Source organism: Wolbachia endosymbiont of Ostrinia scapulalis, from assembly GCF_023559145.1.
Lineage (GTDB): Bacteria > Pseudomonadota > Alphaproteobacteria > Rickettsiales > Anaplasmataceae > Wolbachia.
Map to the genome: position 1 here is coordinate 949,721 of NZ_CP096926.1, position 14,013 is coordinate 963,733.

Annotated in this window: 10 protein-coding genes and 1 tRNA gene; 9 read left to right on the top strand and 2 right to left on the bottom strand. The window is 34.2% G+C overall.

Annotated elements, in window-relative coordinates:
• Window positions 1-13 precede the first annotated feature (13 nt).
• Both M1L26_RS04690 and murJ read right to left on the bottom strand, forming a co-directional pair.
• Complete coding sequence (locus M1L26_RS04690) at window positions 14-2,512, bottom strand: AsmA-like C-terminal region-containing protein (RefSeq protein WP_250120037.1); 2,499 nt, start codon at window positions 2,510-2,512, stop codon at window positions 14-16.
• A gap of 383 nt (window positions 2,513-2,895) precedes the next feature.
• Complete coding sequence (murJ, locus tag M1L26_RS04695; RefSeq protein WP_250120038.1) at window positions 2,896-4,392, bottom strand: murein biosynthesis integral membrane protein MurJ; 1,497 nt, start codon at window positions 4,390-4,392, stop codon at window positions 2,896-2,898.
• Window positions 4,393-4,523: 131 nt separating this feature from the next.
• Here murJ and M1L26_RS04700 point away from each other — a divergent pair.
• The 9 genes from M1L26_RS04700 (at window position 4,524) to M1L26_RS04740 (ending at window position 13,970) form a co-directional block, all read left to right on the top strand.
• A tRNA-His gene (locus M1L26_RS04700) sits at window positions 4,524-4,599 on the top strand.
• Window positions 4,600-4,746: 147 nt separating this feature from the next.
• On the top strand, window positions 4,747-5,277 hold the full coding sequence (locus tag M1L26_RS04705) for a hypothetical protein (protein WP_211908619.1): 531 nt from the start codon (window positions 4,747-4,749) through the stop codon (window positions 5,275-5,277).
• An 89-nt stretch (window positions 5,278-5,366) separates the two neighbouring features.
• Window positions 5,367-7,415, top strand: a complete 2,049-nt coding sequence (gene mnmG / locus M1L26_RS04710; RefSeq protein ID WP_250120039.1) for a tRNA uridine-5-carboxymethylaminomethyl(34) synthesis enzyme MnmG — start codon at window positions 5,367-5,369, stop codon at window positions 7,413-7,415.
• Between the two features lie 8 nt (window positions 7,416-7,423).
• Complete coding sequence (locus M1L26_RS04715; protein WP_211908617.1) at window positions 7,424-9,220, top strand: aminopeptidase P family protein; 1,797 nt, start codon at window positions 7,424-7,426, stop codon at window positions 9,218-9,220.
• Between the two features lie 94 nt (window positions 9,221-9,314).
• A complete protein-coding gene (locus M1L26_RS04720; RefSeq protein ID WP_250120040.1) occupies window positions 9,315-9,680 on the top strand; it encodes an arsenical pump-driving ATPase GET3 in 366 nt (121 codons plus the stop codon).
• Window positions 9,681-9,842: 162 nt separating this feature from the next.
• Window positions 9,843-11,168 carry an ankyrin repeat domain-containing protein gene (locus M1L26_RS04725; protein WP_250120041.1) on the top strand — a complete coding sequence of 442 codons (1,326 nt, stop codon included), beginning with the start codon at window positions 9,843-9,845 and terminating at the stop codon, window positions 11,166-11,168.
• 208 nt (window positions 11,169-11,376) lie between these two features.
• Window positions 11,377-12,021, top strand: coding sequence for an alpha/beta hydrolase (locus M1L26_RS04730; RefSeq protein ID WP_353281075.1), 645 nt, complete (start codon window positions 11,377-11,379; stop codon window positions 12,019-12,021).
• Window positions 12,022-12,026: 5 nt separating this feature from the next.
• Window positions 12,027-12,806, top strand: a complete 780-nt coding sequence (locus M1L26_RS04735) for an SDR family oxidoreductase (protein WP_007302062.1) — start codon at window positions 12,027-12,029, stop codon at window positions 12,804-12,806.
• Window positions 12,807-12,896: 90 nt separating this feature from the next.
• Entirely contained in the window at window positions 12,897-13,970 is a 1,074-nt protein-coding gene (locus M1L26_RS04740; protein ID WP_211908612.1) for an ankyrin repeat domain-containing protein, read from the top strand.
• Window positions 13,971-14,013 lie beyond the last annotated feature (43 nt).

The following is a 14,013-nucleotide window of genomic DNA, read 5'->3' on the forward strand; positions in this document are numbered from 1 at the left end:
ACATCTAAATGAGTTAACTATTTTTCTTGCTAACTAAGGTGTTGTAAATTTGGTCTACATCAAAACTCATCTTAGGGCACCAAATAGGGCCATCTAAGTGTGCCTCGATATAAAGAGGACTATTATGATTTGGTAGTATGAAAAAGAGTCTGAATATAGAAGTTAAGGAGAAATTAGATAAGATTAAATTAGAAGAGATAGAACCTGATGCTTGATCGGTACTAAACTGTGAACTAGTTGAACATACACCACTGTTAATACTTACTTTTCCATTAATATTTTCAAAAAGCGTACTGCCATTATATATATCAACGTAAGCAAGTTTGGAAATTTCAGGTTTATTCTTACTACTTAACAACTTAGTGATGAATGAATTAAAATCCACATTTGTAAACTCTATTTTCTGTGCTTGAAAGTTTACATTTCCTGATAAGTTACTAGCCCAATCATCAAAGCTTGTTCCTTGAGTTTTGATTTCACCACTTAAGCTTATCTTGCCATTTATGTTATTAACTCCTATAACTTCCTTGGTGTCCAAATTTGCAATAGAAAATTTTGTGTGAATTGAGCCTGCTTTTAGATAACCCTGAAAAAACATTTGTCCATGTTCTAGTATGTAACTTATCTGTTTGATAGTGATAGTGTTGTTTCTTATCACTGTATCCAAGTTAAAATCTTTTAAGACGTTTTGCCCAATTTTAAATTCTGTAGTTTTGATTTGCACGTTTGCATCAAAATCTCCTTTCTCATCTAAAAAATTAAGCTGCTTTGTTGACCATTGAATTTGATTTATTTCATTTCTTGAGTTTCTTTTTACCTCTAATAGTTTTGGTAATTTAAAGATATTTCCATTAAATTTATTACCTGTAAGGTTTACGTCTAATAAAGGCTTAGTGTATTTTTGATCCACTAATATTTTTACACTACCGGTAATGTCGAAATCTTCTCCGAATAACTTTATTTTATCTGCAAATAGCTTGTTCTCTTGTATTTTTAATGAAAAATCCAAATCTTCAATTTTTGTACCATTGAATATAGAATCTTTAACACTAGTTCTTATATTTACATCATATTTAAGATTTTTCAGCCATTGCACTTTGCTGAATAATGAATAATCATATTTATCTATATTAATGTTATGCATGCTAAATTTGCTATCGATCATATTGTGTTTTTTTGTGTGATTTACCTTAATTGATCCTTGCCAAGATTCTTTGTTATTTAGCAATCTGATATCTGAAAGAGATAATATTCTAGGTGCTAAATATAGTTTAGAACTTGCTGTAAATTGACTTTTCTCTCTTTCTTGCATCTTGATAGAAGGTAAAATATGTGAAATGAACGACTCACCCTTTATCAATATATCACCATTAAATTCAGACAAGTTGCCATTGTTTGAAACTCTTCCTGATAAGCGAGATATATTATTGGTTCCAGGAAATTGAAGAAGAGTATCAACGTTTATTTCGCCATTAGCAAATTTTAGCGTAGCATGAAATTTGTCCAATATCCTGTTTTGATATTGAATATTTGAAGCTTCCATATTAAAATCCAAGCTCAGGTTCTTTGGCACAACCTCTCTAAAAGATTCTAAAAGACCCTTCATATCTGTTGTTTTGTGTGAGCCGTTTTTTAGGTCGACTTTACTAAAACTAATATTGATATTAGTATGATCACTTTTTCTATCATTTTGTATTATACCAGTGCCTTGCATGCTTTTGGACTCAATTTTTAAATCAGTTGCCGTAAATTCGCTTTCATTGAGATTGATATTGGATGATATCTCAATATTTTCGCTGGGAATCACATAAGAAAGGAAGCTAAGATTAATGATTTTTGCCAAGTCGCTCATAGAATCAGAATTATTATTAATCGTCAATACTAAATTGCCCTTGAGCTCTTCTTGATTTCTATTACCTTTAAATAGCAAATTTGCAAAATTTGAATCAACACTAATGTGTACATTATTTTTTGTGACATTAACCTTTCCAGAAAAATCGTAATTGTTGTCACCAATCTGTACTTCACCAAAAAACTTCTTATTTTTTTTTATAGCAACTTCCTTGATGTTAATAGTATCGGCGTTAAAACTTATTTGGCTGTCCTTTATTAATATATCAACTATATTATCATTGGCTTTCGTATTTATAATATTAAGTAAATTTTCTTTGTTGCTTTTCATGCCCAAAAATGAGATTGACTTTGGTTGCAATGAAAATGAAAACAACGATAATAGCGATGGCCTTATTTCAATTTTTTTTGCACTAATTAAATCTGATAATTTTTGTTCCTTGTTTTTGTTATATTGTACATATACATTGTAAATAGTAAGTTTTGGAGTAATGAGCGAAACTTCAATTTTTCCTCCAACATGTACTTTAGCATCATACGTCTTCTCTAACTCTTTTACGATATATTCTCTGTAGCTACTCCAATCCTTAAAAGTTGCAGCAACGTGCATGAGAATTAATAGCAACGAGATTGATAATATGGCGTATAAAGAAAGTTTCATAATAGACCTCTCATTCCAGCATCCCTTCTCTTCTTGTCATCCCAGTGCTTGACACTGGGATCCAGGAAATTTGATTAGACATTAAGTTAATTAGCAAAAAAGTAGCTATTCTTATGTTAAAACACAGCATTTTTACATGAGAAGCTGGTCTGATGAGCACTGGGTTCCCAGTGGAAATTGCTCTCAAACCACAACACTCATACAGTTGTGTGTGTGACACTGTGATCCAGTGTGACTTAAATAAGGTTTTCCAGATTATATAATCAACAAAATTTCTGGATCCCAGTGCTTGACACTGGGATGAAAGGAATAGGTTATGGGATGAAAGGAGTGGATATTGGAATAGTAGCTGAAATGACATATAGCAATACAAAGGGTGTAATTTATACATATTTCAAATTATTCAAATTTCCTCTAAAAATTAGGTAAAGAGTGCTAGAATAAATAATAACACTCAAAGCTATTAAAGTTACTAAATAAACAATACGAGCTAGCCCTCTATCGCAAAACAACCCTGCTGATAAGTAATTAGAGAGATAAAGAACTATTGACATAACCAATGTTGCAGTGAGAATTTTTACAATATTTAGTAATAATGCTTGGCTAATCTTATACATCTTATTTATTGTTAAATAATTAATCAATAAAATAGAATTTATCCAAGTGGAAATGGAAGTAGCAATAGCAATTCCTATATGTTGGTATTTGTTCATTAATATGAGATTTAGTATTACATTAATTCCAAGGCACGTTAATGAGAACATAGTTGGTATTTTTAGCTTTCCCCTAGCAAAGAATGTGGGTAGCAATACTTTATTTATAATAAATGCGGGTAAAGAAAGAGAAAATGCTACTAATGTAGGAACAGTTTGCTGCACTGCATAATAATCAAATCGGCCGTAAGAAAAAAGCGTAAGTAAAATTATGTCAGGAATAATGATAAAAGCAGCAGTTATTGGCATAATTAATATTAACCCTATATTAAGGGCCTTGTTCTGTATTTTGACTATATTCTCAGTATCATTTATTCGTTTTGAAATCAGAGGAAGAAGTACTGTACCAATTGCAGTGCCAATTACTCCTTGCGGTAGTTGATTTAGTCTATCGGCATAATATATATAAGAAACTGCATTTGGTATAAAACTTGCCATGATTGTGTCAATCCATACACTTATTTGTATTACACAATTGTTGATAATTGCAGGTATCACACGTTTAAAAAATAATTTTACTTCGTTACTTAATTCTAAACTAAAAGAAAAGAAAGCCTTTAATTTGTATGCACTAAATATTATTAAAAGTAGCTGCAAAATCCCTCCAATCAGGACGGCTATAGAAAGGTTATGAGCCGGTGTTTCAATGTAAGGTAAAAACAAACTGATGATTAAACAGAGGTTCAAAATGATTGGTGAAATAGCTGTTGAAGCAAAATGCTGTTTTACTTGCAACATTCCACCAATAAGTGATGCGATTGACACGAAGATTATGTAGGGCATCATAATTTTCGACAAAGTTACAGTAAAGGTAAATTTATTTTGGTCAAATCCAGGAGTGAAGATTTTGATCATGTAGGGGAAGAAGGTTTGTGTGATAAGGCAAAAAATTACTAGAATAATAAACGTAATGGATATTACACTACTTGCGAAATTAAATGCCTTTTTATTATCATATGACTCTGCAGAGTATAATGGTATGAATGAGGTAGTAAATGCCCCCTCTGCAAAAAACGATCGAAATAAATTAGCAAAGCGAAACGAGGAAAAGAATATATCTGCAAGAGAGGTTGCACCAATAACCGTAGCAATCAATACATCTCTTATTAGCCCTAAGATTCTTGAAATAGCTGTAAAAAAACTAAATGTGAAAATACTTTTAAACATATCACGGTGTCAATACGATTGAGTATAATGATAAAAGCATGAATGAAAATATTTAAAACCCTCTGCAAAAGGAGGTAGCTTAAATAATCAATTGACTATTTGTGCTCGTATGTTAAAAATTTTATATCTTGGCGGGCGTAGCTCAGTTGGTAGAGCGTCAGTTTGTGGTACTGAATGTCGCCAGTTCAATCCTGGTCGCTCGCCCCACTCAAAATTTCCACTTTACATAAATATAAACATTAGATATTTTTGCACGGCCGTTAGCATTCCTTGTTGCTCTAGTATTTAGATGGCGGAGGGAAAGTTTGCAATTTAGAGTAAAAATGATGCCTATTAATTAGTGAGAGGGATTGTATGTATATTTGTTTGTTAGCTTATAGTATAGTGTCAGCACTAGGAGTATTAGCTTGTTGGTTAAGTTTTGACACTTCATCACCTTTAGCCATGGGTGCAATTGCTGGTTCTATGGCTCTAGTATTGATTGCGGTTTTGCACGTAGGATGTTTGCTATATAGGTTTTGCAAAAGAGATCCTATTGAGGAAGATCATGGAAAAATAGCAATTTTTTTGGGTATGGCTATACCTATAAGTACTATGATTGGGGCAGTGCTTAATGCAAGTGTGATTGCTGTTCTTCCTAATCCAGTAGTAACAGTGATTATCTTAGTAAGTGCAATAACAGGGCTAATAGCAACAATTATGGGGGTTTATGTAGCCACATCTTTAGTGCATTGTGCAGATGAAGCAGCAATTACATTTGCAGCAAGTGCAACTTCGATTACAGATTCTAAATATGTTGGAATATCTCAGGAAGAAGAAGTGGATGAGTGTATTACCTCTCCTACAGTTGAAAGATTTTCTTCTGTAAAAGAGACGATAATTTGAGCTAAGTTAGTGTGTAACACTGGAATCTGTAAAATTTGACATCAATCACTGATAGTTGGAATATTATAGAGTAGGAATTACTCAAGAAGATGCATAAGTACGACGTAGTGGTAGTAGGTGGCGGTCATGCCGGGTGTGAAGCAGCTACAGCTGCAGCACGCCTTGGTGCAAGCACGCTACTTATAACTCACAAAATTTCAACTATAGGAGAAATGTCTTGTAATCCAGCAATTGGAGGAGTTGCAAAGGGTGTTGTAGTTAGGGAAGTGGATGCCCTTGATGGAATAATGGGAAGAGCTATCGACCGAGCAAGCATACACTCGGTCGTTTTAAATGGCAGCAGAGGCGCAGCGGTATGGGGCCCACGTGCACAGGCAGACCGAAAATTATACAAAAAAGCAATACAGGAAATTATTCTAAATTATCACAACTTGAAAGTAAAAGAAGAGTCAGTTGACGATTTTCTTATCGAAAGTGATAGCAATGGAGAATCTTATATAAAAGCTGTAATAACAGACTCAGGTGAACGTATACTGACAAGCAGAGTTGTTTTGACTACAGGGACTTTTTTACGTGGTGTGATTCATATAGGAGAGCAAACAACTCCTTCTGGAAGAATGGGAGATAAACCTGCAATAGAGCTTGCAAACACGCTAAAGAAGTATGATTTTAAACTGGGCAGATTACGTACCGGAACTCCACCGAGGCTTGATCGTGGCACTATAAACTGGTCGGTATTACAAGAACAAGTGGGTGACAATCCACCTACACCATTTTCTTATCTTACAGAGAAAATTAACCAGCCTCAGGTTTCATGTTTTATTACTCATACTAATGAACATACACACAGAGTAATTCGAGAGAATCTTCACAGATCAGCTTCTTCATATTTAGATAACGTTATTGCACCAAGATACTGCCCATCAATTGAAACTAAAGTTAAAAAATTTGCAGAAAAAAATAATCACCAAATATTTCTAGAACCAGAAGGGATTGATGATAACACTATATATCCAAATGGAATTTCAAATTCATTGCCCATCGAAGTGCAGTATGAAATGATAAAGAGTATAAAAGGGCTTGAAAATGCAGAAATATTAAGACCTGGATATGCAGTTGAATACGATTATATCGATCCACGAGAGCTATTTCATACTCTCGAAACTAAGAAAGTTAAAGGACTATATTTTGCTGGTCAAATTAATGGTACCACTGGATATGAAGAAGCAGCTGGGCAGGGAATTATTGCCGGAATCAATGCAGCACTCTCTTTATCTCAAAAAAGTTTTGTTCTTCATCGTACAGACTCATATATCGGTGTAATGATAGACGACTTGGTCACTAAGGGAATTGCTGAGCCTTACAGATTATTCACCTCGCGTGCAGAATATAGACTGGCAATCAGGTCAGATAATGCAGATAGAAGATTGACACAAAAAGGTTATGACATCTCTCTTGTGTCGCATGAGAGATACTCTGTTTTGCAGGGTAAACTTAAATCCATTAAGCAACTTGAGGAGAAATTAGAGAGCCTAACAATTACTCCTGAGCAGCTCAGGTCCTATGGCATTAAAATATCTTATGATGGAATAAGAAAAACAGCATTAGATTTGCTCGGTTATCCAAATATTGACTGGAATAAATTACGAGAAATATGGCCAGAGTTAAACATGGATTCCAGTGTCAGCTACTTGCATAACACCAAAGCACCTCTTCCTGTCATCCCAGTGCTTGACACTGGGATCCAGTACTTGAATGATGATAGAATGGATGCAGTTGACACTGAAAAAAATGTAGATTCCAGCGTCATGTGGTGGAATAACACTATAACTGATAGCATAGCCAAGAATGAAATATATGAAGCAGTTGCAATTGAAGCAAAATACAAGCCTTATTTAGTAAGACAAGAAGCCGATATGAAGTTTCTACAAGAGGAAGTTAATACTCAAATTCCAACTAATTTCAACTACTCACAGATTAAAGGCTTGTCAACTGAAGTGATAGAGAAGTTGCAATCAATAAAACCAGCAACAATTGGCATTGCAAAGCAAATACAGGGCATCACTCCAGCAGCAATAGTTAGCATATTAGTGTACCTTAGGAATAAGAAAACGAAAATAGCTGCTAATTCTGCGTAAGGTATTCCATGTCAAAAATCGAAGAATTTCGCTCTTTTATGCACGAAATAAATGTTGATGCATTTATGTTGCATACTAAAGACGAGTATTTAAATGAATATTCAAAAGAGTTAGCAGAGTTATGTGGCTTCACGGGAACAAATGGGCTACTTATCGTTACAAAGAGTAATAAGTGCCCATTTTTTACAGATGGACGCTATATCACACAAGCTCGCAGTCAGCTCGATCAGGGCAGTTTTCGAGTATATAATATACAAGAAGAGGATCCACACAAATGGGTAAAAGCAAACTTAACATTGACTACCTCACTGGGTTACTATCCGCAATATTTTACTATGAAGGACATAAGAAAATATGAAGGCATTTGTAAACTAGTACCATACTTAATTAAAAAAGATAGTAGTCATAAAGCACAAACAATAGTCTCACATGTATCTGGTGAGAGTAGTAAGGATAAATGTGAAAGAGTAGCTAAAAACATAGAGGCTGAAGCAGTTCTTCTGACTGATCCAAATTCAATTTCGTGGTTATTAAATTTAAGAAATGAAAGTGCGGAATATACTCCTTGTATATTGGGTCGTGCTATATTGTATAAAAATGCCAATGTTGATTTATTTATTCAAGATAAAAAACATTCAACTATAGAAGCAAATTTTGATAACCATATAAATGTTTTTGATATTAGTGAGCTAGAAAATTCACTACATAAGTTAAATTTGGTGGTGATAGATCCAAGCACGACTCCAATGAGCATTATGAATGCAATAGATTCCTTGTATAACCATTATTTAAATGAAAAATCAGCTTCGGTGTCATTCCAGTGCTTGACCAGAAATAAAAAAGCATGGATCCCAGTGTCAAGCACTGAGATGACAATAAGTAATGAAAGAGGTCTAATAGAAAATAAGCAGATAATTGAGAAGGAGGATCCTTGTTTGATTCACAAAGCAGTAAAAAATCAAACTGAAATAACTGGAGCTATAAGTGCGCACATCAAAGATGGAGTAGCAGTTACAAATTTTCTATATTGGCTTGAAAACAATATTGACAGTGAAATTACTGAGCTTGAAGCTGAAGAAAAAGTTTTAGAATACAGAAAAGAGCAGAATTTGTTTAAGCAATCGAGTTTTCCAACAATTTCAGCATTTAACGAGAATGGAGCAATCATTCATTACCGTGCAAGCAATAAGACAAATAAAGTCATTCAAGAAGATGGGCTGTATTTAATTGACTCTGGTGGTCAGTACCTTGATGGCACAACCGATGTTACAAGAACTATAGCAATTGGTAGTCCAACCAATGAGCAACGAGCTCACTACACAATAGTATTAAAAGCTCACATTGCGATAGCAAGTGCGGTCTTTCCTTCTGGCACCACTGGTGGGGAATTGGACATATTAGCGCGTATACATTTATGGAAATTTGGAATGGATTACATGCACGGTACAGGACATGGAGTAGGAAGTTACCTTTCGGTACACGAAGGACCGCAAGCAATATCAAGAGGAAATAAAGTGGAACTCATTCCAGGCATGATACTTTCTAACGAGCCTGGTTATTATATTCCAGGAAAGTATGGAATAAGAATTGAGAATCTGATGTATATTGAAAGGCGAGAAAACGTCTTTTTAAGCTTTAAACAATTGACCTCTGTTCCTTATGATAAAAAGCTAATAGATATACAAATGCTTACTGAAGATGAAGTTAAATGGATAAATAGCTATCACCAATTTGTTTATAAAAATATAGAAAATGGCATAAAAGATAAGGAATGGTTAAAGAGAGTATGTGAACCTTTAAAATAGTTAATTTGTCATTTAATCAAGTATTAATATAGTTGTTCTTGTATTGTTTTTAATTAAAAACAATATATAATATTAGTTTCAAATAGGTGTAATTATGACAGATAAAGTGCAAGATGATGAATTTATGAAGCAGTACATGGATACTTGCAAAGAGCAAATAGAAAAATTGGCAAGCGACCCTAATTTGCTTCAACAGACCTTAAAGCCATTCATGCAAATGTCTCAGCAACTTATGGCTGGTGGTATGCTAGAAGGAAATATGCCTAGCATGATACCTGATATGGGTGGTATGGATATCAACAAGATGATTGCTCAGATGAAGGAGATGTATGATTACATAAAGAGTAATCACAAAGAGCTCATGGGAAAAGATCCTTCACAAATTCAAGAGCTTGATGATTCCAGCAGAAGATTGAGAGGCTTGGTCAAGAAATTGATAGAGAAAGTTGAAGCTAAGTAGTTTTTATTACAAGTAGTATTCAAAGAGCTATGGCAGTAGTGAGGTTGCTCTCATTCCAATTTTAAATAAAAGGCATAAGTATTAAAAGAAAAAGTCTACAAAATGCTTTCATTCCTTAATAGGGGTTAAGATGGTTTCGAAGTTTATTCAGGGGGCTAGTAAATGGTGTATAATTTTAACAATAAAGCAATACTTGATGCTTTGTTAGAATATTATGGTATAAATAGAGAAATTGAAGAAAGTGACAAATCTAATACTGTAAAAAATTTATTGAATTGTTTCACAAAAGAGAATCTTAATTATTTCACACATGTAGCTCCTTGGCTAAAAAATCTTGTACCAAAATTAGAAGGTGATACTCAAGAATTGAGACAACCTTCTACGTTACAAGCATTATCAATTGCACGAATAGTTAGAAGTCGTACTGAGCTACTTTCTAAATTATTTTCATCTGCCAAAAATGGTGATTTAGAGGCAGTGAAATACCTGGTAGAAAGAGCAGAAGTGGATGTTAATGCACAAGATATGTTTGAATTCACTTCTCTAATGTTTGCTGCTGAAAGTGGTCATTTGGATGTAGTAAAGTATCTAGTAAAAGAAGCAAAAGTAGATGTTAATGCAGGAAATGAATTTGGAAACACTCCTCTAATATTTGCTGCTGAAGATGGTCATTTGGATGTAGTAAAGTATCTAGTAAAAGAAGCGAAAGCAAATGTTAATGCAAAAAATGAATTTGGGGAAACTGCTCTAATGTTTGCTGCTAAAAATGGTCATTTGGATGTAGTAAAGTATCTAGTAAAAGAAGCGAAAGCAAATGTTAATGCAAGAAATGACTGTGAAGATACTCCTCTAATATTTGCTGCTGAAAAGGGTCATTTAGGTATAGTAAAGTGCCTGGTAGAGGCAAAAGCAGATGTTAATGCAAGAAGTAATGGTAGACGCTTTGAAGAAACAACTGCTCTAATATCAGCTATATATAAGGTTCATTTGGATGTAGTAAAGTATCTAGTAAAAGAAGGAAATACAGATGTTAATACGCAAGATAGAAAAGGAAACACTCCTCTAATGCTAGCTGCTCAGAGAGGTGATTTAGGTATAGTAAAGTGCCTGGTAGAAGCAAAAGCAGATGCTAACACAAAAAACTACTATGGAGCAACTGCTCTAACACGTACTACTCAAGATGTAAGAAAGTACTTGAAAAATCATGTACGAAAAATTAATGAAATAGAACTTCGGAAGGAGCGTGTCTGCATTAGCGTTTGTGGTGCAGTAGGTTTTATTACAGGTTTTGCGGTAGCATATAATACACAAGCAGCTATTGCAACGTGTGCAACATCAGCTGTTACTGGTTTATTATTGGGTGCAGTAGTTGGTTATTTAGCTATAAAAGTAAAAAGAGAAAAACGTGAAGATCCAGGTATAGCAGTAGTTACTGCACTTAAAAATATCCTTACTATTCAATGGAGTACCTGGCCGACAGTATGCTAAGGACGAGAAGCTCGGATTTAAATAACAATAAAAAAGTATTTGAAAAGATATAGCTCTTTTGAGATACTGCTTTGTTTTTAAATAGGATTTTTATCTTTAAAATAGTATTTTACCTTTTTGGGTGATGTGGAAATTCTTGAATTTTATAGAATTTTGTTTAATATTGATGCATGAGTCAGTTTTACAAAAAAACATAAACACAAAAGAGATGATTAAACTACAAAGCCAAGAAATTTGCCCAAATGAAAATAAGAAAAATTTGATTATTTTTTTTCATGGTTGGGGCTCAAGTGGCGATAATTTCATGCATCTTGCTAAAGTTATGAGCAAGTTTTTGCCTGATTCATATTTAGTAGTTCCCAATGCTCCATTTGAAAGAGAAATAGGTGATGGTTATCAGTGGTTTAGTTTAGAGGATCGTAGTGAGGAAGCACTATATAATGGGGTGAAAAATGCTGCATCAATTGTAAATCATTTTATTGGTACAAAATTAAAGGAGCTTAATTTAAAAGATACTCAGCTTTCTTTAGTTGGATTTTCTCAAGGGGCAATGCTTGCAATGCATGTAGCTCTTACCCGGCTTCAGTCTTGTGCATCGGTTGTTGCATATTCTGGTAGGTTTCTTTCACCTTCAAAAATTGCACCGGAGATCAAATCAAAACCCAGCATATGTGTTATTCATGGTGACGCTGATGATGTGGTACCTTTTTCTTCCCTTGATTTAGCGGTTAAAGCTCTGAAAGAAAATGGAGTAAACGCTCAAGGATACCCAATTCATGGATTAGGCCATATTATTAATGAAGAAGGAATAAGGTTAGGGGTTGAGTTTATCAAGAAGAATTTTGGAAATTAATTTCCATGCACTTGTTTTGCTTTGGTTACGGATATGTAGCTAAATTTCTATCGAAAAAATTGCTAAACTTAGGCTGGAAAGTTAACGGTACATCAAGAAATAAAGATATACAACTTTTTGATTATGAAAAGGTTGATCAAGATCTGCTTAAAAGCGTAACGCATGTTTTAGTTTCTATTCCTCCAGACGGCGATGATGTTATGGAGAGATACGGTCATTGTCTGGAGAATATTAAATGGCTTGGTTATCTGTCTGCAACTAATGTTTATGGTGACCACTGTGGTAATTGGGTGAATGAGGAATCTGAAACAAAGCCTATAGAAATTAGAGGAGAAAAGCGCCTTGAGTCTGAAAAGAAGTGGCTAAGTAGCAAATTGCCTGTACATATTTTTCGTTTGGCTGGGATATATGGTCCTGGTAGAAATGCGCTAATTGACCTGCAGCTTGGCAAAGCAAGAAATGTGAAAAAAATTTTTTCTCGTGTTCATGTTGAAGATATATCGAATATTTTATTTTCTTCCATGCAAAATATAAAGCCTTATGAGATATACAATTGTGCAGATGATTTACCTGCTACGCAATCTGAAGTGGTCACGTATGCAGCCGAGCTTCTCAATATTAGCCCTCCAGAGCCAGTTGAGATTTCTTCCGTACCAAATTACGCACGGGGTTTTTATTTAGGGTCAAAAAAAGTAAGCAATACTAAAATTAAAAAAGATCTTGGTGTCTCTCTAGTTTATCCTGATTACAAGGTGGGTTTAAAGAGTTTGTATATATTAGAATAGAGAAAATAGATTGCCAGATGCAAAAATTTTTCTTGAATGTTCCTTGTTTTGATGTAGTACCACTAGGCATACTATTATATAGAGGTAAATATGTTCAGCACTCAATCGCTTCCGGTTGAAAATATTCTATTACATCAAGCCGCTTATAACGGTAACATAAATGAAGTTAGGTTATTACTTAATGTAAAAACTGATATCAATATCAAGGATAAAAAAGGATTTACAGCCTTGCATTTTGCTGTTTATTCAGGACATTTAGACGTAGTAAAGTTACTAATCAGTAAAGAAGCTAATATTCATGCAAGAACTACTAAAGGCAGTACAGTTTTACACTTTGCTGTTGTAGCTAAAAGCAAAGCTATAGTAGAGGAGTTAATTAAAGCGGGAGCTGATCCCAATATAAAAGACTGTACTGATGGTAAGACACCTTTACATATTGCTGCTCAAAATGGACTTGTAGAAGTTGTAAAGGTGTTACTTAATACTCAAGAAATTAAGATTGATGCTAAAGACAATGAATTTGGTATAACAGCTCTGTACTTAGCCTCTCAGAACGGACATACTGAAATAGTTGAACTATTAATTAGCACAAAAAATGCTGATGTTAACATAGTAGATAAAAAAAATAATGTCACACCCTTGTATCTAGCTGCTCAGAATGGGCATGCAGCAGTAGTTAAGTTGCTTCTTGATAATGGTGCTAAAGTCAATGGCTGTGATACCAGTATGAATCCTTTGTGTGTAGCTATTAATAATGGCCATGACGAGGTAGCTCAATTATTACTTAGTGTAGGAGGGGTGAATGTCAATATTGGCAATCAGCTTGGCAATACACCTCTACATATAGCAGCTATGAAAGGTAATGAAAAAATGGCAAGATTACTGCTAGAAAAAGGTGCTGATCCTAATATTAAAAACCTTTCAGGAGATACTTCCTTACAAGCTGCTGAATACGTAAGAAACATTAGCTGGCATGATAATCCTCCAAATGTACAAGGAGGATTCTTCGTGTTAGTTGGCTCGAATGGAATATATTCATTTCAGCAATTTTATGAGCAAAAAAAAATTATGGAGCTTTTGGTACAACATATAAAGGACAGCAGACCTAGCTCATCAGTAGATGAAATTGACGTATCTGTTCAGCAGAGTAGCAAAATAAGATAGATGGGAAAACTAGTTTGTGACATTGGCGTCCAGTTAAATTTAC